This is a genomic window from Streptomyces sp. AP-93, assembly GCF_022808175.1.
In the GTDB taxonomy this organism is placed as follows: domain Bacteria; phylum Actinomycetota; class Actinomycetes; order Streptomycetales; family Streptomycetaceae; genus Streptomyces.
Genome location: NZ_JALGBX010000001.1, coordinates 471928 through 494977 on the forward strand (window position 1 = coordinate 471928; position 23050 = coordinate 494977).

Annotated in this window: 17 protein-coding genes; 11 read left to right on the top strand and 6 right to left on the bottom strand. The window is 72.7% G+C overall.

The genetic code is table 11. The annotated features are described in order from the left end of the window. Positions 1–196: 196 nt before the first annotated feature. Both MTF69_RS02260 and MTF69_RS02265 read right to left on the bottom strand, forming a co-directional pair. Positions 197–955 (bottom strand): bifunctional 2-polyprenyl-6-hydroxyphenol methylase/3-demethylubiquinol 3-O-methyltransferase UbiG, encoded by a 759-nt coding sequence (locus tag MTF69_RS02260; RefSeq protein WP_243330119.1) that lies wholly within the window; start codon positions 953–955, stop codon positions 197–199. A 70-nt stretch (positions 956–1025) separates the two neighbouring features. After that, positions 1026–1523, bottom strand: a complete 498-nt coding sequence (locus tag MTF69_RS02265; RefSeq protein WP_243330121.1) for an SAV_6107 family HEPN domain-containing protein — start codon at positions 1521–1523, stop codon at positions 1026–1028. A gap of 234 nt (positions 1524–1757) precedes the next feature. On the opposite strand from MTF69_RS02265, the gene MTF69_RS02270 reads away from it, so the two are divergent. Genes MTF69_RS02270 through MTF69_RS02280 form a run of 3 tightly spaced genes read left to right on the top strand, consistent with a single transcriptional unit; the run spans position 1758 to position 5460 of the window. After that, a complete protein-coding gene (locus tag MTF69_RS02270; RefSeq protein WP_243330122.1) occupies positions 1758–2735 on the top strand; it encodes an ATP-binding cassette domain-containing protein in 978 nt (325 codons plus the stop codon). After that, positions 2707–4791 carry a YhgE/Pip family protein gene (locus MTF69_RS02275; protein ID WP_243330124.1) on the top strand — a complete coding sequence of 695 codons (2085 nt, stop codon included), beginning with the start codon at positions 2707–2709 and terminating at the stop codon, positions 4789–4791. Before MTF69_RS02270 ends, MTF69_RS02275 begins: the two co-directional genes overlap by 29 nt. A gap of 21 nt (positions 4792–4812) precedes the next feature. Beyond that, the gene (locus tag MTF69_RS02280; protein ID WP_243330126.1) at positions 4813–5460 is read left to right on the top strand and encodes a TetR/AcrR family transcriptional regulator; all 648 of its coding nucleotides are present in this window, start codon (positions 4813–4815) and stop codon (positions 5458–5460) included. 666 nt (positions 5461–6126) lie between these two features. On the opposite strand, the gene MTF69_RS02285 is transcribed toward MTF69_RS02280, so the two are convergent. The 4 genes from MTF69_RS02285 to MTF69_RS02300 all read right to left on the bottom strand — a co-directional run bounded on the left by MTF69_RS02285 (position 6127) and on the right by MTF69_RS02300 (position 11732). Next, positions 6127–8553 carry a DUF3488 and transglutaminase-like domain-containing protein gene (locus tag MTF69_RS02285; protein ID WP_243330127.1) on the bottom strand — a complete coding sequence of 809 codons (2427 nt, stop codon included), beginning with the start codon at positions 8551–8553 and terminating at the stop codon, positions 6127–6129. Next, on the bottom strand, positions 8550–9968 hold the full coding sequence (locus MTF69_RS02290) for a DUF58 domain-containing protein (protein ID WP_243330129.1): 1419 nt from the start codon (positions 9966–9968) through the stop codon (positions 8550–8552). The genes MTF69_RS02285 and MTF69_RS02290 overlap by 4 nt, the downstream gene beginning before the upstream one ends. Further along, positions 9968–10978 carry a MoxR family ATPase gene (locus MTF69_RS02295; RefSeq protein ID WP_243330131.1) on the bottom strand — a complete coding sequence of 337 codons (1011 nt, stop codon included), beginning with the start codon at positions 10976–10978 and terminating at the stop codon, positions 9968–9970. The genes MTF69_RS02290 and MTF69_RS02295 overlap by 1 nt, the downstream gene beginning before the upstream one ends. A 166-nt stretch (positions 10979–11144) precedes the next feature. Beyond that, on the bottom strand, positions 11145–11732 hold the full coding sequence (locus MTF69_RS02300; RefSeq protein ID WP_374321945.1) for a beta-class carbonic anhydrase: 588 nt from the start codon (positions 11730–11732) through the stop codon (positions 11145–11147). 305 nt (positions 11733–12037) lie between these two features. Here MTF69_RS02300 and rsmH point away from each other — a divergent pair, with 305 nt between their 5' ends. From rsmH to ftsW, 8 genes are all read left to right on the top strand, one after another. Beyond that, on the top strand, positions 12038–12967 hold the full coding sequence (gene rsmH, locus MTF69_RS02305) for a 16S rRNA (cytosine(1402)-N(4))-methyltransferase RsmH (RefSeq protein ID WP_243330449.1): 930 nt from the start codon (positions 12038–12040) through the stop codon (positions 12965–12967). Beyond that, entirely contained in the window at positions 12964–13503 is a 540-nt protein-coding gene (locus MTF69_RS02310; protein ID WP_243330135.1) for a hypothetical protein, read from the top strand. Before rsmH ends, MTF69_RS02310 begins: the two co-directional genes overlap by 4 nt. Before the next feature lie 354 nt (positions 13504–13857). Beyond that, positions 13858–15867, top strand: coding sequence for a penicillin-binding protein 2 (locus MTF69_RS02315; RefSeq protein WP_243330137.1), 2010 nt, complete (start codon positions 13858–13860; stop codon positions 15865–15867). Positions 15868–15913: 46 nt separating this feature from the next. Further along, positions 15914–17629: a UDP-N-acetylmuramoyl-L-alanyl-D-glutamate--2,6-diaminopimelate ligase gene (locus tag MTF69_RS02320; protein ID WP_243330139.1), complete on the top strand. Its 1716-nt coding sequence runs from the start codon at positions 15914–15916 to the stop codon at positions 17627–17629. Continuing rightward, a complete protein-coding gene (murF, locus tag MTF69_RS02325; RefSeq protein ID WP_243330141.1) occupies positions 17626–19044 on the top strand; it encodes a UDP-N-acetylmuramoyl-tripeptide--D-alanyl-D-alanine ligase in 1419 nt (472 codons plus the stop codon). The genes MTF69_RS02320 and murF overlap by 4 nt, the downstream gene beginning before the upstream one ends. Continuing rightward, complete coding sequence (gene mraY, locus MTF69_RS02330; protein WP_243330142.1) at positions 19041–20111, top strand: phospho-N-acetylmuramoyl-pentapeptide-transferase; 1071 nt, start codon at positions 19041–19043, stop codon at positions 20109–20111. The genes murF and mraY overlap by 4 nt, the downstream gene beginning before the upstream one ends. Further along, on the top strand, positions 20093–21541 hold the full coding sequence (gene murD, locus MTF69_RS02335; protein WP_243330144.1) for a UDP-N-acetylmuramoyl-L-alanine--D-glutamate ligase: 1449 nt from the start codon (positions 20093–20095) through the stop codon (positions 21539–21541). Before mraY ends, murD begins: the two co-directional genes overlap by 19 nt. A gap of 77 nt (positions 21542–21618) precedes the next feature. Then, complete coding sequence (gene ftsW, locus MTF69_RS02340; RefSeq protein WP_243330146.1) at positions 21619–23049, top strand: putative lipid II flippase FtsW; 1431 nt, start codon at positions 21619–21621, stop codon at positions 23047–23049. The last annotated feature ends 1 nt before the right edge of the window (position 23050 follow it).

Genomic DNA, 23050 nt, shown 5'->3' on the forward strand with positions numbered 1-23050 from the left:
CTCTACGCCACGTTCTAAAAAACACTGCCCGTAAAAAGTACCGCTTGGGGAATGCTCAGCGCCGTCTTGAACGGCCCACTGAGGACGTTATTCCCCAGAGGTCCGCTCGGCATGCCGGGCGCTGACCCCGATCATACGGGTCACGACGCCGGTTCGGAGGGTGAGTGGCGCACCGCGTTCCCGCAAGGTCCGCAGATCAGGCGGGCTTCTCGCCGAGGACGTGCAGCTGCGTGGCGACCGCGTGGAACGCGGGGAGCTCGGCGGCGGCCTCTTCCAGGCGCAGCAGGGCCTCGACGGCGCCCGGCTCGGTGTCCACCAGAACGCCCGGGACGAGGTCGGCGAAGATCCGCACGCCGTGCACCGCGCCCACGGCCAGACCGGCCTCGGAGACCAGGGCCGAGAGCTGCTCGGCGGTGAAGCGGCGCGGTACCGGATCGCCCGCGCCCCACCGCCCGGCCGGGTCGGCCAGGGCCGTACGGGCCTCCGTGAAGTGCCCGGCCAGGGCGCGGGCCAGGACGGCCCCGCCGAGTCCGGCGCCGAGCAGGCTGAGGATGCCGCCGGGGCGCAGGGCGGCCACCGCGTTGGCCACGCCCTCGGCCGGGTCGTCCACGTACTCCAGCACGCCGTGGCAGATCACCACGTCGTAGGACTCGCGCTCGACGACATCGAGCAGGCCCTGGGCGTCGCCCTGCACCCCGCGGACCAGATCGGCCACGCCGGCTTCGGCGACCCTGCGCTCCAGCCCGAACAGCGCGTTGGGGCTCGGGTCGACCACGGTGACCCGGTGGCCGAGGTGGGCCACCGGCACGGCGAACTTGCCGGTACCGCCACCCGTGTCGAGCACGTCCAGCACGTCCCGCCCGGTCGCCTTCACCCGGCGGTCGAGCGCCTCCTTGAGGACCTCCCACACCACGGCGGTGCGGAGGGAGGCGCGGGGGCGGGAAGTGTCCGACACGGCTGATGGCTCCTCGGCACGTTGGTTGAGCGGTCGATGCCCACCCTATTGCCTCTGACTGCCGGGCAGGTCATCCCACGTCCGGACGCTCCGTGCGCGGCAGCGGCAGGCTCTGGGCCGGACCGGCCGGAGACGGCGGGCGGAGCGCGAGCATCCGCTCCACCAGGCGCAGGAACATCGCGACGGCACGCACCAGATCGTCCGCGTCCCGGCCGGTGGCCGCGCCCGCTATGCCGGCCTCCGCCCGCGCCCGGCGGGCCGCTCCGGAGGCGAAGAGCGCGCTCCACTCGGTCAGTTCGGGCGCTATCTCCGGGAGCACCTCCCACGCGCTGCGGATCCGCGGCCTGCGCCGCGGGTGCACGGGCTCGGGCCGCCCGCGCGCGGCGAGCACGGCCGCGGCGGCGCGCAGCGCGGCGAGATGGGCGGTGGCGTACCGCTCGTTGGACCGGGTCAGCCGGGCGGCTTCGGCCAGGCCCTCGTGGGCCTTGGCGAGCAGGTCGAGGGCGGCGGGGGGTGCGGCCGACTTCCGGGGGACGGGGTGGACAGGGGACGGGGACGGTGTGGCCATGACGAACCTCCTGTCATTGCGTGCGCTTCGCGCTGCCTGGTGTAGCTGCTCCTACGAGTTGAGCTGTTCTTGCGTGTCCCCATCGTGACTGCCCCCACTGACAATCGCGCTGACCTGCGGTTTCGTCCCCAGGGTCGGGGTCCTGTCCGGGCAACTTCCGCCCTCTGTACAGCGGATGCGACCGGGGATGCTAGTTTTTGAACTGACTGGTCAGTTCAAAAGGAGGGGGAGGGCGTGGACAGCCCGCACGGCGCGGCCGTCAAAGCCGAGGACTTCGGAGTCAAGGGCCCGCGCGGCTGGGTGTTCCGGGGTGTCGGGATCGACGCGGCACCCGGCTCGCTCATCGCGGTCGAAGGCCCCTCCGGGAGCGGGCGGACCTGCCTGCTCCTCGCCCTCACCGGCCGGATGAAGCCCACCGAGGGCCACGCCGAGATCGGCCGCCACCGGCTGCCGAAGAAGATGGCCGCGGTCCGCCGCATCGCCGCCCTCGGCCCGGTGCCCGGGGTCAACGACCTCGACCAGGCCCTGACCGTCGCCGAGCAACTGCGCGAGGCAGCACTCCTCCAGCGGCGCTACGACGGACCCGTCCGCGCCCTGCTCCGTCCGCGCGAGGAGCGCCGCGCCTCGACCGCGGCCCGGATCGACGCCGCGCTGGACGCCGCCGGACTGGACGTCGCCGCCCTGCCGAAGGGGCCGCGCACCTCCGTACGGGACCTGGAACGGCTGGAATCCGTACGGCTGTCGGTGGCCATCGCACTGCTCGGCTCGCCGCGCCTGCTGGCCCTGGACGACCTGGACCTCAAGCTCTCGGACTCCGAGCGCGCCGAGGCCTGGGACCTGCTGCGCTCCCTCGCCGCCGCCGGGACCACCGTCCTCGCGGTGTGCAGCGAGGCCCCGTCCGACGCGACGGTCCTGCGCACCGGGCCGGCGGCCACCGCGGCCGGTGCCGCGACCGACGACCCGGCCGCGGCCCCGGCCGCGGGATCCGCCGAGGTGCCCCGCCCCACGGACTCCAAGGTCACCTGGGGCATCCAGGCCACCGCCCCGCACGACTCCGACGGCACCGACGGCACCGCCGACTCCGACGGAACCGACGCCGACGCCGCCGCTGACAGCGACGGCGCCGCCGGCGTCGGCGTCGCGGCCGCCGCCCACGACCCGCACGACACGAAGGGGGACGACGATGCGCTCGCCGAAGCTGGCCGCGCTTGAGCTGAAGCGGTTCGGGCGGGGGAAGCTGCCCCGGGCCGCCCTCGTCTCGCTGCTCCTGCTGCCGCTGCTCTACGGAGCCCTGTACCTCTGGTCCTTCTGGGACCCCTACAGCCGCCTCGACAAGGTGCCGGTCGCCCTCGTCAACTCCGACCGAGGCGCCACCGTCGACGGGAAGCAGATCGACGCCGGCGGCGAGATCACCCGCAAGCTGCGCGACAGCAAGACCTTCGACTGGCGCGAGGTGAGCGCCGAAGAGGCGGCCGAGGGGCTGGAGAACGGCACGTACTACCTCTCCCTCACCATGCCCGCCGACTTCAGCGCGAAGATCGCCTCCAGCTCCGGCGAGGACCCCGCCACCGGAGCCCTCCAGGTCAAGACCAACGACGCGAACAACTACATCGTCGGCTCGATCTCGCGCAGCGTCTTCTCCGAGGTCCGCTCCGCGGCGTCCACCAACGCCTCCCGCGGCTTCCTCGACAAGATCTTCGTGAACTTCTCCGACCTCCACGGCAAGACCGCCGAGGCCGCCGACGGAGCCGACAAGCTCACGGACGGCGCGGGCAAGGCGCAGAAGGGCGCCAAGGACCTCGCCGACGGCCTGGACACGGCGAAGGAGAAGAACGGCGAGCTCACCGGCGGACTGAAGAAGCTGAACGTGGCAGCCGGACAGCTGGAGACGGGTACGAAGGACGTCGCGGCCGGCACCCAGAAGCTCGCCGACAAGGTCGGCGGCGCCGCCGACAAGGCCCGCCCCTTCCTCAAGGACCCCAAGAGCCTCGCGGACAGCGCCGAACTCGTCGCCGACACCGCCCGGGTCGTCAACAACCACCTCGAAGCCTTCGCCAAGGCGGCCCCGGCCGCCGCCACCGTCACCCAGCGCGTCTCCACCGGCGCCGCCGACATCTACGCGAAGACCTGCACCACCGGCGCGCAGCCGCTCCCCGACACCTGCCCGCAGCTGAAGAAGCTCAAGGACGATGCCGCCGAAGCCGCCGAACTCGCCGGTGACGTCGACACCCTGATCAAGAACGCGAACGGCGACCTCTCCACCCTGCGCAAGCAGCTCACCGACCTGGAGCGCGAAGCCCGCCTCCTCGTCACGCGGGCCCCCGGCCTCTCCGCGGACCTCGAAGCCGCGGTCACCCAGGTGAACGCCCTCAACGACGGCGCCCACAAGGTCTCCGACGGCATGGCCCGGCTGCACACCGGCATCGGCTCCGCCACCAAGGGCTCCGGCGAACTCGGCACGGGCGTCGGCAAGCTCGGCGCCGGCGCGCACGACCTCGACGGCGGCCTGGTCAAGCTCGTCGACGGCAACGGCGACCTCGCCGGCGGCCTGCACGAGGGCGCGGCCAAGATCCCGGCCTACGACCAGCAGCAGCGCGATGCCCGGACCGAGGTCATGGCCGACCCGGTACGGCTCGCCAACCAGTCCCTGCACAAGGCGCCCAACTACGGCACCGGCTTCGCCCCGTACTTCATCCCGCTCTCCCTCTGGGTCGGCGCGATGGTCGCCTACATGCTGATCGCACCCCTGAACCGGCGGGCGCTCGCCGCCGGGGCCTCGCCCTGGCGGATCGCCCTCGCGGGCTGGCTGCCCGTGGCCGGGATCGGCGCCGCGCAGGTGGGCGCACTGATGTCCGTACTGCACTGGGGACTCGGCCTGGAGATGGCCCGGCCCGTGCTCACCGTCGCCTTCCTGATGCTGGTCACCGGCTGTTTCGCCGCGATCGTCCAGTGGCTCAACGCCAAGTTCGGCGCGGCCGGGCGGATCCTGGTCCTGGCCGTCCTGATGCTCCAGCTGACCTCGGCGGGCGGCACCTATCCCGTCCAGACCAGCCCCGGCTTCTTCAACGCCATCCACCCCTACCTGCCGATGTCGTACGTGGTCGAGAGCCTGCGCCGGCTCATCACCGGCGGCGACCTCGCCCCGGTCTGGGAGGGCTGCGCGGTCCTCACCGCCTTCACGGTCGGCGCCCTCGCCCTCACCGCTCTGGCCGCCCGCGGCAAGCAGGTGTGGACGATGGACCGGCTGCGCCCGGAACTGAGCCTGTAGCCCGAAGGGACGGGTTGACCTGTGAGAATCAGCGCCATGGAAAGCAGCAGCACCGGTACGGCCGGGGGCGGCGGCCGCCGCCAGGCCACACGGCAGAAGCTCTACGAAGCGGCCGTCACCCTCATAGCGGAGCAGGGCTTCTCCGCGACCACGGTCGACGAGATCGCCGAGCGGGCGGGCGTGGCGAAGGGCACCGTCTACTACAACTTCGCCAGCAAGAACGACCTCTTCGAGGAGCTGCTGCGGCACGGCGTCGGACTCCTGACCGAGTCCCTGCGGACGGCGGCCGAATCGACCGAGGCCAGGGGCGGGACCCGGGTCGAGGCGCTCGACGAGATGATCCGGGCCGGACTGGTCTTCATCGACCGGTACCCCGCCTTCACCCAGCTCTACGTCGCCGAGCTGTGGCGCACCAACCGGACCTGGCAGTCCACGCTGATGGTCGTCCGGCGGGAGGCCGTCGCCGTCGTCGAGACGGTGCTGCGCGAAGGCGTGGAGCGGGGTGAGCTCAGCGCGGAGATCGACGTGCCGCTGACGGCTGCGGCGATGGTGGGGATGGTGCTGGTGGCGGCGCTGGACTGGCAGTCCTTCCAGAGCGAGCGGTCGCTGGACGACGTGCACTCGGCGCTGTCGCTGCTGTTGCGGGGCCGGGTGAGCGGGAACCGCTGACGGTTCCCGCTGCCGGTTCCCGCTGCCGGTGACCCCCGATCGGCGGTGCCGCGGGGGTGGCGGGGCCGCGTAGAACTGGTGGGGCGGGTGAGTATCCGTACCTAGGCGCGGAAATGAGTACCTGCGCGGATGGGCGCGGGGCGCGTTGACGCCAGACTGGGGGCTACGGACAGGGACCCGGGCCGGACCGCCGACACGGGGCGGCAGGTGCGGACCGGGTCTCTCCGGCCGACGGGGTGGGAACACGGCCGAGGCCGGGGCTCGGGGGGATCGAGCCCCGGCCTCGGCCGTGTTCCCGTTCCGGCGAAGCCCGGCCCCGGCTGCGGGTGTGCCGCTGCGCGGGGCGAAGTCCCCGCAGCGACCCTCACCGCTGCGCGGGGCGAAGTCCCCTACCCGCCCTTCGCCCGTTCCCCGGGGCTGCGCCCCGGACCCCCCTGGGGCTCCGCCCCAGACCCCGCGCCTCAAACGCCGGCGAGGCTGAAATTGCCCCACGGGCAATCCAGCCCGCGACGGGCGAAATCCACCCCCGCCGGCGTTTGAGGCGCGGGTCCGGGCGGAGCCCGGGGAACGGTGGAAGGGCGGGTAGGGGACAGCCCCGCAGGGCACCCCGACCCGCCCCCACCGTCAGCCGCGGCCGCGCAGCGGGATGCGGGCCCGGCCCCGCCGTCAGCCGCGGCTGCGCAGGGGGAGCCGGGTGCGGAGGCGGGCCGTGGCCGAGGCCGCGCGGTCGGTCAGCGCCGCCCACCGGGCCGAGACGGCCCAGCGCACGCGCGCCGCCGAGCGGGGGAGGAACAGGGCCCGCAGCCGGGACCATCGGGACACCCCCGCGAGGAGCCCCGCACGGGCCAGCCCCACGTCCTGCGCCAGGTCCCCGTACGAGGGCTCCGACCCCGGCGGAGCATAGAGCGCGCGCTCCACCGAGCCCGCGACCCGGCGTACGGCATCGGCCGCCGCCGGATCCAGCCGGCCCAGGGACACCACCCGGTCCGCCGCCCCCCGGGGCGACAGCGCCTCGTCCGGGACGATCCCGACGTCCCACGCAGCGTCGCCCAGCTCCCGCCAGGCGGCGAGGACCTGCCCCGAGCCGAGCCGCCGCGCGCGCAGTCGCCCGCGCCACAGGAACGGCAGCAGCGGCAGGGCGAGGAGCAGGAGGCCGGCGGCCGTCCAGGCGAGCACGGTGCCCGCCGAGGGGCCGTCGCCCCCCGCGCCCGTGTTCCGCTGCGCCGCGAGCGGACCGCACTCGCCCAGCTTCTTCTGGTCGGCGGGGCAGTCGTCCGCCGTCGAGGGCCTGGCCGAAGGCTGCACCGCGCTCGCGGACGGGGCCGACGTCGGCGCGTTCGGCAGGGGCTGCGGGGTGGTGGGCCGGCTGTATTCCGGGACCGTGATGCCCGAGCGGGGCGTCGGCTCGAAGCGGGTCCAGCCCACGCCCTCGAAGTACAGCTCCGGCCAGGCGTGCGCGTCCCGCATCGAGACGTTGACGACGCCGTCGGACTGCTTGACCCCGGGCGTGAAGCCGACCGCGACCCGCGCCGGGATCCCGAGCGTGCGTGCCATCGAGGCCATCGAGAAGGCGAAGTGGACGCAGAAGCCCTCCTTGTCGGCGAGGAACTTGGCGATGGCCTGCGAACCGGTACCCGAGGACACCTTCGTGTCGTAGCGGAACCCGCCGCTCACCGCGAAGTAGTCCTGGAGTTTGACCGCCGCCGAGTAGTCGTCCTTCGCGCCGCGCGTCACCTCGCGGGCCGTCTGGACGACGACCTCCGGCAGGTTGTCCGGCACCTTCGTGTACTCGGCCGCGATCTCGGGATTCGCCGCCGGCGCGCTGCGCAGCTGCTCCGCCGTCGGGTTCAGCAGCAGGCTGCGCACCGAGTACTGCACGCCCTGGGCGTTCTGGAACTTGTCCTTGCCCAGCTGGTCACCGACGAGCGTCCGCCCGGCCGGCTCGAACCGCCACTTCCCGGCGATGTCCACCCCCGTCGCCGGATACGGCATCGGCAGGTAGCGCTGCGCGTACGTCTGCGCCGAGGAGATGAAGGTCTGCACCTCGGTCGCGCCGTTCAGCACGCCGTCGCTCACCCCGGGCGGGTTCGGCATCCGCTTCGGGACGTCCGTCAGGGCCCGCCCCGAGGCCTCCCACTTGACGCCGTTGAACTCGTCCAGCGCCAGGATCCGCAGGTACTGCTCGCTGAGCTGCGGGCTGTCCGTGCGGTACCGCAGCACCACCCGGTTGTCCTGGGTGTTCAGGCTGCTCTGCAGGGAGACCAGCGGGTTGACCGCCTGGATCGACGGGCCGAGTCCGTTGCCCTCGCCCTCGCCCGCGCCGCCGCCCGGGCCCAGTACTCCGCTGCCCATCGAGGGCAGCACCACCGGCACCGCCAGCGCCAGACCCAGCGCGACCGCGCCGATCCGCCGCCCCGTGCGCACCGGGGCGAGCGCCTGCCCGCCGCCCGGGGATCCGGCGGACACTCTCCCGCGCGGGGCGGCGCCGAAGACCCGGCCCCACTGTGCGAGCCGGTCGCGGCCCTCGGCCAGGAGGAGGAGGAGGTAGCCGCAGCCCGCCAGCACGAAGGAGACCCAGGAGGCGCCGCCGGAGCCGGTGGCCGCGCCCGACAGGCCCGCCGCCACCGAGTACAGCGCCAGCAGCGGCAGCCCGGCCGCGGCGGCCGTGCGTACGGTCACCGCCAGCAGGTCGACCAGCAGCCCGATCAGCAGCACCCCGGACACCAGCAGCAGCCGGATCCCGTCCGTCAGCGGCGCCGGCATCGAGAACTCGTTCACGTCCTGCACGCCCTGGCGGAACAGCGCGCCGAAGTCCGTCACGAGATAGTCCAGCAGTCCGTCGCCGGCGACGGACTGCATCTTCCCGCCGAACAGCAGCATCAGCGCCAGCAGCGATACGAGGACCTGCGCCGCCACGGTCAGCGTCCGGGCCAGCGGCACCCGCCGCGCCCCCGCGCCCACCGCGCTCTGCAGCGCCAGCAGCGCCGCCGCCTGCGGCAGCCAGCCGGCCGATTCCACCAGCGGGTTCAGCGACCAAGCGGTGAACAGCGTCGCCAAAGCCGCGAAGACCGTCAGTCTCGCCCGCCCGCTCATCCCCAGCCCCCCGCCGAACCCGAACCGCCCGCCGCGGCGATCGGCGCGTTGCCCGCCTGCCGCCACAGCTCCCCGAAAGCCACCCCGGGCGGGGCGGCCAGCGCCGTCCAGCCCGCGTCGCGCAGCCCGCCCAGGCGCTCCTCCAGCGGAGGCAGCCCCTGCGACGTCACCGAAGCCAGGCCCTGAGGCCGCCCGGACCAGTCCGCGGAGTCCAGGACGAAGGCGACGGCGCCTCCGCCGCGGCGGCACATCTTGGCCGCCAGTCCCGTCTGTACGTCGTCCAGGTCTCCGAAGAAGGCGATGAGGAGCCCGTCCCCGCCGGCTCCGCCGAGGCCACTGCCGGCGCCGTTGCTCCGTACCGCGTCGCAGGCCCGCGAGAGGCCCGCGCCGTCGGAGTGGCCGACCACCGCGAGGGTGTCCATCAGCAGGCCGGCCGCCTCCGCGGACTCCTGCCCGCCGGAGGTGAAGCCGCCGCCCTCGCGGGGCACGCAGTCACCGGTGTCGGTCAGCAGCCGCACGGAGAAGCCCTGCTCCAGCAGGTGCACCAGGGCCGACGCGGCGGCGGAGACGGCCCACTCGAAGGCGGAGTCGGGGCCGGCGCCCTCGTAGGCGAGGCGCCGGGTGTCCAGCACGACGGTGGCCCTGCTGCGCTGCGGCTGCTCCTCGCGGCGCACCATCAGCTCGCCGTAGCGGGCGGTGGAGCGCCAGTGCACGCGGCGCAGGTCGTCGCCGCGCCGGTAGCCGCGCGGGATCACGTCGTCCTCGCCCGCCAGGGCCAGCGAGCGGCGGCTGCCGTCGCCGTAGCCGGAGGACTCGCCGGTGAAGCGCACCAGGGGCAGCGCCTCGGTGCGCGGGATGACGGTGAGGGTGTCGTAGGCGGAGAAGGAGCGGGTCAGCTCGACCAGCCCGAAGGGGTCGGTGAGGCGCAGCTGGAGCGGGCCCAGCGGGTAGCGGCCGCGCAGATCGGAGCGGACCCGGTAGGACACCTCGCGGCGGCCGCCCGGCTCCACCCGGTCCAGCACGAAGCGCGGCCGGGGCCCCAGCACGTACGGCACCCGGTCCTGGAGCATCAGCAGCCCGGTCGGCATCCGCGAGGTGTTGTCGAGCCGCAGCTGCACCCGGGCCTCGGAGCCGGCGGGCACCCGCATCGGGGTCAGCCGGCGGGTGCCGGTGACCCGGTGGCGGGTGCGGTGCAGGGCCAGGACGCAGAGCAGCGGCAGCACGGCGAGCAGCAGTCCGACCCGGAGCAGCTCGGACTGCCCGAGGACGTACGCGCAGAGCCCGGCGGCGATCCCGGCGGCCAGGAAGGACCGGCCGCGGGTGGTCAGCCCGGACAGCGACGCGCGCAGCCCGGCCGCGCTCCCGGCGGACTGCGGGCCCCGGCCGCCCGCGCCGTGCGGGGCGCCGGCGCTCATCAGAAGCCCCGGATGCCCGCGCCGGGCGGGATCTCGCCGCGCGAGGGCGCGGCCGGTACGGGGGTGCGCTGGAGGATGTCGGCGACGACCTGCTCGGCGGTGCGCCGGCTCAGCTGGGCCTGAGCGGTGGGCAGCAGCCGGTGCGCGAGCACCGGTCCGGCCAGGGCCTGGACGTCGTCGGGCAGGACGTAGTCCCGTCCGGCCAGGGCGGCGGAGGCCTTCACGGCACGCAGCAGGTGCAGGGTGGCGCGGGGCGAGGCGCCCAGGCGCAGGTCCGGGTGGCTTCGGGTGGCGGAGACCAGGTCGACGACGTAGCGCCGGACGGGCGGGGCCACGTACACCTCGCGGACGGCTTCGATGAGCTTGCCGATGTCGTGGGCGTGCGCGACGGCCGTCAGGTCGTCGAGCGGGGAGAGCCCGCCGTGCACGTCGAGCATCCGCAGCTCGGCCTCGGGGCTCGGGTAGCCCACCGAGACCCGGGCCATGAAGCGGTCGCGCTGGGCTTCGGGGAGGGGATAGGTGCCCTCCATCTCCACCGGGTTCTGGGTGGCGACCACCATGAAGGGGCTCGGCAGCGTGTAGGTGGTGCCGTCGATGGTGACCTGGCGCTCCTCCATGGACTCCAGCAGCGCGGACTGGGTCTTGGGGGAGGCGCGGTTGATCTCGTCGCCGATGACGATCTGCGCGAAGATCGCACCCGGTTTGAACTCGAACTCCCGGCGCTGCTGGTCGTAGATGCTGACGCCGGTGATGTCCGAGGGCAGCAGGTCCGGAGTGAACTGGATCCGCTGGACCGAGCAGTCGATCGACTTGGCGAGCGCCTTGGCCAGCATCGTCTTGCCGACGCCGGGAACGTCCTCGATCAGCAGGTGGCCCTCGGCGAGCAGGACGGTCAGCGCGAGCCGGACCACCTCCGGCTTGCCCTCGATCACGCTTTCGATCGATTCCCGCACCTGCTGCGCCGTGCTGGTCAGATCCGCGAGGCTCGCTCGGTCGTCATACGTGGTCACCTGGTTCTCCTCGACCCTTTCCCAGGGCCGGCGCCCCATGGCGCATGACCGGCCCACCCCGAAACACCTCAGAAACCGCGAGCAATCATGAACGCGGACACCGGCCCGGAAGGGTTTCCGGGTGACGTCTCCCCGCATTCTTGACGGCGCTTGGCCCTGGTGTCACTCAAGAGGTGGGATCGATCTCCCGCAGGAGCCCGGTGTGCACGTCGAAGACGAAGCCTCGCACATCGTCCTTGTGGGGCAGGAAGGGGTTCGTGCGGACCCGCTGCATGGACTGGCGGACGTCCTGGTCCACGTCACGGAAGGCCTCGACGGCCCAGGCGGGGCGCTGGCCGACCTCGTCCTCCAGCTCGTGCCGGAAGTCCTCGGTCAGGCTTTCGAGACCGCATCCGGTGTGGTGGATGAGTATCACCGTGCGGGTGCCGAGCGCCCGCTGGCTGATGGTGAGGGAGCGGATGGTGTCGTCGGTGACCACCCCGCCGGCGTTGCGGATCGTGTGACAGTCGCCCAGCTCCAGGCCGAGGGCGGCGTGGAGGTCGAGGCGGGCGTCCATACAGGCCACGACGGCGACCTGGAGGACCGGGCGGGCATCCATGCCGGGGTCGGTGAACTTCGCGGCGTAGGCGCGGTTCGACGACACCAGGCGGTCGGTGACGGAGTGGTCCTCGGCGGCCTGGGGCGCGGAGGCGGCGGGTACGGGTACGGAAGTCGTCATGGATACGACGGTAATGGTCACAGGACGTGTGAGCATCGAGTGAGGGTGGACAAAGAAGGTCACCCGGTCCTGTTGTGAGCTAACCCACAGGGGTGAGGCGCACGCGGCCATCCGGGTGATTCGCGGCATGTGCCGCTTCGGTCGCAGCGGGGCGCACGGCGCGCGGGGCGGTTCGTTGACCGCGGCGACCGTTGCACTAAAGTGACGCGAACCGGCCGGAGCCCGGCCCTGACCGGCCGCCCGGCCCTTTGGTAAGACTCCGCGTGCGCGGCGCGGCGTATGCCTGCCGCGCCGTTATCTGAGAGGGCGCTTTGACTAGCGAGTCCCGACACGTCCCGGTGATGCTCCAGCGGTGCCTGGACCTGTTGGCCCCGGCACTGGAGAGGCCCGGGGCCGTCGTCGTCGACTGCACCCTCGGCCTCGGCGGCCACAGCGAGGCCCTGCTCACCCGGTTCCCCGAGGCCCACCTGATCGGCCTGGACCGCGACAAGGAAGCCCTGCGCCTCTCCGGGGAGCGTCTTGCGCCCTTCGGGGACCGGGCCACCCTCGTCCACGCCATCTACGCCGACCTCGCCGAGGTACTGGACGGCCTGCGCATCCCCACCGTGCAGGGCATCCTCTTCGACCTCGGCGTCTCCTCCATGCAGCTGGACGAGGCCGACCGCGGCTTCGCCTACGCGCAGGACGCCCCGCTCGACATGCGGATGGACCAGACGACGGGCATCAGCGCGGCCGAGGTCCTCAACACCTACGCACCCGGTGAGCTGGTCCGGATCCTGCGCCAGTACGGCGAGGAGAAGCAGGCCAAGCGGATCGTGTCCGCCGTGGTGCGCGAGCGGGACAAGGAGCCCTTCACCAACAGCGCGCGCCTCGTCGAACTGATCCGCGACTCCCTGCCGCAGGCCGCGAAGCGGACCGGCGGCAACCCGGCCAAGCGCACCTTCCAGGCGCTGCGCATCGAGGTCAACGGCGAGCTGTCCGGACTGGAGCGGGCCATCCCCGCCGCGGTGGACCGGATCGCGGTCGGCGGCCGCATCGTGGTGCTCTCGTACCAGTCGCTGGAGGACCGCCTGGTCAAGCAGGTCTTCGCGGCCGGCGCGACCTCGACGGCCCCGCCCGGGCTGCCGGTCGTACCGGAGAAGTACCAGCCGAAGCTGAAGCTGCTGACGCGCGGTGCTGAGCTGCCGACCGAGGAGGAGATCGCGCAGAACCGGCGTGCGGCCCCGGCCCGCTGCCGCGGGGTGGAACGCATCCGGGAGGCGCGGCTGTGAAACGCCTGGGGCGGGTGCTGGGGGGACCGGTCGCCGGACAGGCGGCGCGGACCCCGTTCGTCCTGCTGGTCGTGGCGCTGCTCGGCGGCGGGCTGATCAGCCTGCTGCTGCTGAACTCGGCGCTCAACCAGGGCTCCTTCCAGCTGAGCAAGCTGAAGCGGGAGACCACCGCGCTCACGGACGAGGAGCAGGCGCTGCAGCGGGACGTGGACGGCTACTCGGCGCCCGACGCGTTGCAGCGGCGGGCGCACGAGCTGGGGCTGGTGCCGGGTGGCAGCCCGGTCTTCATCGGGCCCGACGGCAAGGTCGCCGGGACCGCGTCGCCGGCCGCCGAGCCGCCGCCCCCGTCTCCGCCGGCGTCCGCCCCGCCGGTCTCGCCCTCACCGGGCGCAGCCGTGCCGAGCCCGGCCGGCTCCCCGGCCCCGGCGCCCTCGGGCGCTGCCGCCGGTCCGGCCCCCTCGGGCGCTGCCGCTCCGGCCGCCTCCACCGCGCCGTCGGGCGGCGCCCCCCAGCCCTCCCAGACCCCTGGACGGTGACGTCGTGACGCGTACCCCTGCGGGGCATGTCCCCTACCCGCCCTTCCGCCGTTCCCCGGGCCTGCCCGGACCCGGTCCTCAAGCGCCGGACGGGCCGGGGGTGTCCCCGGAGCTCCGCCCCGGACCCGTGGCCGCACGCGGCGCCGTTCCCGGGGACCAGCCCCCGGACCCCCGCGCCTCAAACGCCGGCGGGGCTGGAATTGGCCGGCGTCGGCCTGGATTGCCCGCAGGGCAATATCAGCCCCTCCGGCGTTTGAGGAGCGGGGTCTGGGGCGGAGCCCCAGGGGTTTCGGCGCAGCCGGGCTTCGCACGGCGCAGCCAGGGCTCAGCCCCGTCGGCGCCCGGAGGCTGCGCATGAGCCCGCAGGAGCCGCCGCGGCGGCGGGTGCCCGGCCCCGGGCGGCCCCGGCCCGGCGGGGCCCCGGCGCGGGCTTCGGCGCGGCCGGCCGCCAGGCCCGCCACCCGCCGCCCCGCCCCCGCGAGGAAACCGCACACGATCCGGCTCGGTGCCCCCAAGCCCCGCCTGCGGCTGGTCAGCGTCGGGCTGACGCTGGTGATGCTGGCGTTCGTCGTACGGCTGCTCCAGGTGCAGGCCGTCGACGCCTCCGCGTACTCCGCCAAGGCTTCCGAGAACCGCTTCGCCAGCTACACCCTGGCCGCCGAGCGCGGGGAGATCACCGACCGCAAGGGCGTGGCGCTGGCCACCAGCGTGGACGCGTACGACATCACCGCCGACCCGCACATGTTCACCGTGCAGGAGAGCAAGGCCCCCGACGCCCCCGAGCAGGCGGCCGCGCTCCTCGCGCCGATCCTCGGCAAGGACGCCAAGGAGCTCACCGCGCGGCTGAAGACGAAGAACACCCGCTACGTGGTCCTCGCCCGCCGCCAGACCCCCCAGGTCTGGAACCAGATCAAGGGCCTCAAGAAGGTCTTCGCCGAGAAGGCGTCCGCCGACAAGGACAACAACGGCCCCGGCGCCAACGTCCTGGCCGGCGTGTTCAACGAGCCCAGCAGCAAGCGCGTGTACCCGAACGGCGACCTCGCCGCCGGGATACTGGGTTACGTCAACGCCGAGGGCAACGGCGGCGGCGGCCTGGAGTCCTCCCTCGACAAGAAGCTGGCGGGCAAGGACGGCCGGCTCACCTACGCCCAGTCCGGCGGCCGCCGCGTCCCGACGGCCGGGTCCGACGAGAAGCCCGCCGTGCCCGGCGAGGACATCGAGCTGACCATCGACCGCGACATCCAGTGGGCCGCGCAGAGCGCCATCACCGAGCAGGTCGCCAAGTCGGAGGCCGACCGCGGGTACGTCATCGTCCAGGACACCCGCACCGGCGAGGTCCTCGCCATGGCCAACGCCCCCGGCTTCGACCCCAACGACCTGTCCAAGGCCAGCTCCGCCGCCATGGGCAACGCCGCGCTCCAGGACGTGTACGAGCCCGGCTCCACCGCCAAGGTGATGTCCATGGCGGCCGTCCTGGAGGAGAAGAAGGCCAGGCCCGACACCCACGTCGAGGTCCCCAACCGGCTGCACCGCGGCGACCGGCTCTTCAAGGACGACATCGACCACCCGACCTGGTACCTGACCCTCAACGGGGTCCTGGCCAAGTCCTCCAACATCGGCACCATCCTGGCCACCGGCCAGCTGGGCCCGACGCAGCCCGAGGCCAACAAGGTCCTGTTCTCGTACCTGGACAAGTTCGGCATCGGCCGGCCCACCGGCCTGAACTACCCCGGCGAGTCCCGCGGCATCCTCGCCCCGCCCGAGAAGTGGTCCACTTCCCAGCAGTACACGATCCCCTTCGGCCAGGGCCTGTCCCTCAACGCCATGCAGGCGGCCTCCGTGTACTCGACGATCGCCAACGGCGGGGTCCGCATCGCCCCGACCCTGGTCCGCGGCACCAGGGGCCCCGACGGCCGCTTCACCCCGGCCCCGGCGCCCGCGAAGAACCAGGTGGTCAGCAAGGAGACCGCCAAGACCCTCGCGGAAATGCTGGAGTCGGTGGTCGACGACCAGGAGGGCACCGGCACCAAGGCCCGGATCCCCGGCTACCGGGTCGGCGGCAAGACCGGCACCTCCAACCGGGTGGATCCGGCCACCGGCCGCTACAAGGGCTACACCGCCTCGTTCGCAGGCTTCGCACCCGCGGACAACCCCCGCATCACCGTGTACTGCGCCATCCAGAACCCCACCAAGGGCAGTTACTTCGGTGGCCAGATCTGCGGGCCCATCTACAAGAAGGTCATGGAGTTCGCCCTCAAAACCCTCCAGGTCGCTCCCACCGGAACCGCCCCCGCCGGACTCCCGGTCACCTACGAACCCGGCGCGCAGCCCGGGCAACAGCCCGGCCCGCAGCCGAGCCAGTGACCGCCTTCCCCGTCGGCCCGCCCCAGAAAAGCGTGAGGCACCACCAGTGACAACGATCACCCCCGAATCCGGGAACCACGCGTCCGCCGCCCCCGAGGCCGGGCCCTCGCTTCGCGAGCGGCCCGCCGGGCCCGGTACGCTCACCGCCGTGCCCCACGCTGATCAGCCCAGAACCACCCAGAACGACGCACCGGCAGCGCCGCCGGGAGCGCCACGTCCCCTGTCCGTCCAGCCGACGCCCCTCGGCGAGCTGGCGGAGCTGCTGGGAGTGGAAGTCCCCGGCGCGCAGACGCGGATCACCGGCATCACGCACGATTCCCGTGCCGTGCGCCCCGGAGACCTGTACGCGGCCCTGCCGGGCGCCAAGCTGCACGGTGCGGACTTCGCCGCGCAGGCGGCCGCCCTCGGCGCCGCCGCCGTGCTGACCGACCAGGCCGGCGCGGAGCGCGCCGCGGCCACCGGACTCCCGGTCCTCGCCGTCGCCGACCCGCGCGGCCGGATGGGCGAACTGGCCGCCGCGGTCTACGGACGGCCGGGCGGGGCCCTGCTCCAGATCGGCATCACCGGCACCTCCGGCAAGACCACCACGGCGTACCTCGTCGAGGGCGGACTGCGCGGCGCCGGACGCAGGACGGGGCTCATCGGCACCGTCGAGATGCGCGTCGGCGACGAGCGCATCAAGTCCGAGCGCACCACCCCCGAGGCCACCGACCTGCAGGCGCTCTTCGCCGTCATGCGCGAACGCGGCGTCGAGGCGGTCACCATGGAGGTCTCCAGCCACGCCCTGGTGCTCGGCCGGGTCGACGGCTGCGTCTTCGACGTGGCCGTCTTCAACAACCTGAGCCCGGAGCACATGGAGTTCCACTCCGACATGGAGGACTACTTCCAGGCCAAGGCGCAGCTCTTCACCGAGCGCCGCGCCCGCCTCGGCGTGGTCAACATCGACGACGAGTACGGCCGCCGCCTCGCCAAGGAGTCGCCGATCCCGGTCGTCACCTTCTCCGCCGCGGGCGACCCGGCCGCCGACTGGCGGGCCGAGGAGGTGGTCTCGCGCCACATGGACTCGACCCTGACCCTGGTGGGTCCCGCGGGCGAGCGGGTCCGGGCCACCGCCCCGCTGCCCGGTCCGTTCAACGTGGCCAACACCGTCGCCGCGGTCGTCACGCTCGCCGCCGCCGGCGTCGACCCGCAGACCGCCGCCGACGGCGTCGCCGCGGTCCCCGGCGTGCCCGGCCGCCTGGAGCGGGTCGACGCGGGACAGCCGTACCTGGCCGTCGTGGACTACGCCCACAAGACGGACGCCGTCGAATCGGTCCTGCGGGCCCTGCGCGAGGTCACCACCGGCAAGCTGCACGTCGTACTCGGCTGCGGCGGCGACCGCGACACCACCAAGCGGGCCCCGATGGGCGCCGCGGCCGCCCGGCTCGCCGACACCGCCGTACTGACCTCCGACAACCCGCGCTCCGAGGACCCCCTCGAGATCCTCGCCGCGATGTTCCGCGGCGCCGTGTCCGTGCCGCCCGCCGAGCGGGGCACCGTCCTCGTCGACGCCGACCGGGCGGCGGCCATCGCCGCCGCCGTCGCGCGCGCGGAGGCCGGCGACACCGTGCTGGTGGCCGGAAAGGGCCACGAGCAGGGCCAGGACACCGCGGGCGTCGTACGCCCCTTCGACGACCGTGCGGTCCTGCGCGCGGCCATCGAGAAGCAAGCACGCGAGACCCAAGCACGCCAGCGTCCCCGACAGGCCGAGGTCAACCAGTGATCGCCCTTTCCCTCGCCGAGATCGCCGACATCACCGGCGGGCAGCCCCACGACATACCGGATCCGTCCGTCATGGTCACCGGTCCCGTGGTCTACGACTCCCGCGAGGTCGAGGCCGGCAGCCTCTTCGCCGCCTTCGTCGGCGAGCGGGTCGACGGCCACGACTATGCCGAACGCGCCCTGGCCGCCGGTGCGGTGGCCGTCCTCGCGATCCGGCCCGTCGGCGTCCCGGCCATCGTCGTCCCCGACGTGGTGGCCGCCCTCGGCGCGCTCGCCCGAGCCGTCGTCGAACGCCTGGGCACCGACGTCGTGGCCCTCACCGGCTCCGCCGGCAAGACCTCCACCAAGGACCTGATCGCCCAGGTCCTGCAGCACCACGCGCCGACCGTGTGGACCCCCGGGAACCTCAACAACGAGATCGGCCTGCCGATCACGACGCTGCGGGTCACCGAGGACACGCAGCACCTGGTCCTGGAGATGGGCGCCCGCGGCATCGGCCACATCGCCTACCTCACCGCACTGACGCCCCCGCGCATCGGCGTGGTCCTCAACGTCGGTACCGCGCACATCGGAGAGTTCGGCGGCCGCGAGCAGATCGCGCAGGCCAAGGGCGAGCTCGTCGAGGCCCTGCCGTCCGGGGCGGAGGGCGGCATCGCCGTCCTCAACGCCGACGACCTGCTGGTACGTGCCATGGCCGGGCGCACGAAGGCCCGTACGGTGCTCTTCGGCGAGGCCGAGGACGCCGACATCAGGGCCACCGAAGTCCGGATGACGGACAGGGGGCAGCCTTCCTTCACATTGCGAACACCGACCGGGTGCAGCGACGTGACCTTGCGGCTGTACGGTGAGCACCACGTGTCGAACGCGCTCGCCGCGGCCGCCGTCGCCCACGTACTGGGCATGTCCGTCGACGAGATCGCCACCGCGCTCTCCGGGGCGGGCAGCCTGTCCCGGTGGCGGATGGAGGTCACCGAGCGGGCGGACGGCGTGACGATCGTCAACGACGCCTACAACGCAAACCCCGAGTCCATGCGGGCCGCACTGCGCGCACTCGCCGCGATGGGCGGTGCCGGCAAGGCGAACGGGGGCCGCACGTGGGCGGTGCTCGGCCCGATGGCCGAGCTCGGAGACGACGCGCTCGCCGAGCACGACGCGGTCGGACGACTTGTCGTCCGGCTCAACGTGAGCAAGCTGGTCGCGGTCGGGGGCAGGGAAGCCTCCTGGCTGCAACTGGGTGCATATAACGAGGGTTCGTGGGGTGAGGAGTCGGTGCTCGTGTCCGACGCGCAGGCGGCGGTCGACCTGTTGCGCAGTGAACTGCGCCCGGGAGACGTCGTGCTGGTGAAGGCTTCCAGGTCAGCCGGTCTGGAGCGGGTGGCCCAGGCCCTGCTCGACGGCGAGGTCGCCGGCCGATGAGGCAGATCCTGTTCTCCGGAGTCATCGGACTCTTCCTCACCCTCATCGGCACCCCGCTGCTGATCAAGGGTCTGGCCCGCAAGGGCTACGGCCAGTTCATCCGGGACGACGGGCCGCGCGGTCACGCCGGGAAGAAGGGCACGCCCACCATGGGCGGCATCTCCTTCATCCTGGCCACACTGATCGCGTACGCCCTCACCAAGGTGATCACCGGAAGCCAGCCGACCTTCTCGGGCCTCCTCGTCCTCATGCTGATGGCGGGCATGGGCGTGGTGGGCTTCCTCGACGACTACATCAAGATCGTCAAGCAGCGTTCGCTCGGTCTGCGGGCCAAGGCCAAGATGGCCGGCCAGCTGATCGTCGGCATCGCCTTCGCGGTGCTCGCGCTGATGTTCAAGGACGCGCGCGGACTGGCCCCGGCCTCCACCAAGCTGTCGTTCGTCACGGACTTCGGCTGGTCGATCGGCCCGGTGCTGTTCGTGGTCTGGGCGCTGTTCATGATCCTGGCGATGTCCAACGGCGTGAACCTGACCGATGGTCTCGACGGCCTGGCCACGGGCGCCGCCGTGATGGTCTTCGGCGCCTACACCTTCATCGGCGTCTGGCAGTACCAGGAGTCCTGCGCCAACGCGCAGACCCTGACCAACCCGAACGCCTGCTTCGAGGTACGGGACCCACTGGACCTCGCGGTCGTCGCCGCCGCCCTGATGGGCGCCTGCTTCGGCTTCCTGTGGTGGAACACCTCGCCCGCCAAGATCTTCATGGGCGACACCGGTTCGCTGGCCCTCGGCGGCGCGCTCGCCGGCCTCGCGATCTGCTCCCGCACGGAGTTCCTGATGGCGCTCCTCGGCGGCCTCTTCGTCCTGATCACCATGTCGGTCGTCATCCAGGTCGGCTCCTTCAAGCTGACCGGCAAGCGCGTCTTCCGGATGGCACCGCTGCAGCACCACTTCGAACTCAAGGGGTGGTCGGAGGTCCTGGTCGTCGTCCGGTTCTGGATCATCCAGGGCATGTGCGTGATCGTGGGCCTCGGAGTCTTCTACGCGGGATGGGCAGCCGACAAGTGACCGCCTGGCACGGCAAGAACATCACCGTCGCCGGCCTCGGCGTGAGCGGCATCAGTGCCGCGCGTGCCCTGGCCGGGCTGGGTGCGGTAGTGACCGTCGTCGACAACGGGGACGGCGATCTGCACCGAGCCCGGGCCGCTGAGCTCGGGGAACAGGGCATCGAGGTCCGCCTCGGCGAGCTGGACGGCGGCGGACGCGCGGGCGAGGTACTGCCCGAAGGCACGGACCTCGTGGTCACCTCGCCGGGCTGGAAGCCGGACAGCCCGCTGTTCGCGGCTGCTGCCGCGGCCGGCGTGGACGTCGTGGGCGACGTCGAGATCGCCTGGCTGCTGCGCGGTCCGGACGCCGCCCCCTGGCTGGCGATCACCGGGACCAATGGCAAGACCACCACCACCCAGATACTCGCCTCGATCCTCAGGGCGGCCGGGCTCAAGACGGCGGCCGTCGGCAACATCGGCACCCCGATCATCGACGTGGTGCTCGGCGAGGAGCGGTACGACGTACTCGCCGTCGAGCTCTCCAGCTACCAGCTGCACTGGGCGCCATCGGTGCGCCCCCACTCCGCGGCCGTCCTGAACCTGGCCCCGGACCACCTCGACTGGCACGGCTCCATGGAGGCGTACGCCGCCGACAAGGGCCGGATCTACGAGGGCAACACGGTGGCCTGCGTCTACAACGCCGCGGACAAGGCGACCGAGGACCTGGTCGTCGAGGCGGACGTGGAAGAGGGCTGCCGGGCCATCGGCTTCACCCTCGGCGCCCCCGGCCCCTCCATGTTCGGCGTCGTCGACGGCATCCTCGTCGACCGCGCCTTCGTGGAGAACCGGCAGAAGAACGCCCAGGAACTCGCCGAGGTCGCGGACGTCAACCCGCCGGCCCCGCACAACATCGCCAACGCCCTCGCGGCGGCGGCCCTGGCCCGCGCCTTCGGCGTCGAGCCGCGCGCCGTCCGCGACGGACTGCGCGACTTCCGGCCGGACGCCCACCGGGTCAGCCACGTGGACGAGGTGGGCGGGGTCACGTACGTCGACGACTCCAAGGCCACCAACACCCACGCCGCGGAAGCCTCCCTGGCGGCCTTCGAGCCGGTCGTCTGGATCGCCGGCGGCCTCGCCAAGGGCGCGACCTTCGACGAGCTCGTGCAGAAGGCGGCGAAGCGGCTGCGGGGCGTGGTGCTGATCGGCGCCGACCGGGCCCTGATCGCCGAGGCACTGGCGCGACACGCCCCGGAGGTCCCGGTCGTGGACCTCGCACGGACCGACACTGGGGCGATGCTCGCGGCGGTCCGGGAAGCGGCCCGGCTGGCGGAGCCCGGCGACACGGTTCTGCTGGCACCTGCCTGTGCCTCGATGGACATGTTCGCGAACTACAGCAAGCGTGGGGACGCGTTCGCCGACGCGGTGCGCGAACTGGCCGCCGAGCAGGCCTAGGTCCGGCTCGATCCAGGGCAGGTTCCCTCCGGCCGACCGGCTGCTCGCCTCGTACGAGTTGGAGGGGAAGATCACAGATGCCGGCCAAGCAAGTGCTGCCGGGGCGGCGGCCGTCCGCCGACAGGACCGCCAGGGAAGCCAGGGGCGCCAAGGGAGCCAAGCCCGGCGCGCCCAGGGCGCCCGGGGCCGGCCGGATGCTGGGCCGGGGGCGCCCGGCGCCGCGTCCCGGGCGGCCCGCCGGGGGCGGACCGCTGACCCGGCTGAGGCGTACCCAACGGCAGTTGCGCCGGGCCTGGGACCGGCCCCTCACGGCGTATTACCTGATCTTCGGCAGCTCGCTGCTCATCACCGTGCTCGGCCTGGTGATGGTGTACTCGGCCTCCATGATCAAGGCGCTCCAGCTCGGCCTGGGCGACGCGTACTTCTTCAAGAAGCAGTTCCTGGCGGCCGCGATCGGCACCGGGCTGCTGCTCCTCGCCTCCCGGATGCCCGTCAAGCTCCACCGGGCCCTGTCCTATCCGGTGCTCACCGGCACGCTCTTCCTGATGGTCCTGGTGCAGGTGCCCGGGATAGGAGTGTCGATCAACGGCAACCAGAATTGGATCTCCCTTGGCGGTCCGTTCATGCTGCAGCCCAGTGAGTTCGGCAAGCTGGCCCTCATCCTCTGGGGCGCCGACCTGCTGGCACGCAAGGGCGACAAGGACCTGCTGAGCCAGTGGAAGCACCTGCTGGTGCCGCTGGTCCCGGTCACCTTCCTGCTGCTCGGGCTCATCATGCTGGGCGGGGACATGGGCACCGCGATGATCCTCGGAGCCATCCTGTTCGGCCTGCTGTGGCTGGCCGGGGCGCCGACGCGGATGTTCGCGGCGGTCCTGGCCTTCGTGGGCGTGCTCGTCGCACTGCTCATCAAGACCACCCCGCACCGCATGGAACGGCTCCAGTGCATCGGCGTGACCGAGATCCCCGCGAACGGCGGGTGCTGGCAGGCGGTCCACGGAATCTACGCCCTCGCATCGGGCGGATGGTTCGGTTCCGGGCTGGGTGCCAGTGTGGAAAAATGGGGGCAACTGCCAGAGGCCCACACCGACTTCATCTTCGCCATCACCGGCGAGGAACTGGGGCTGGCGGGGACGCTGTCGGTGCTCGCCCTGTTCGCGGCCCTAGGCTATGCGGGTATCCGCGTGGCCGGACGCACGGAGGACCCCTTCGTACGGTTTGCCGCGGGAGGCGTGACCACCTGGATCACGGCGCAAGCCGTGATCAACATTGGTGCGGTGCTCGGTCTGCTGCCGATCGCCGGGGTCCCGCTCCCGCTGTTCTCCTACGGTGGGTCAGCCTTGCTGCCGACCATGTTCGCGGTCGGACTGCTCATCGCCTTCGCGCGTGAGGAGCCGGCGGCACGGGCGGCGCTCGCGATGCGGAGGCCCAAGAACGGCCGGCCGCGGACCGGGCAGAGATGGAAGTCGATGAGACGGCGCGTCAAGAAGCGTCCGTCCGGAGAGCGGTGAA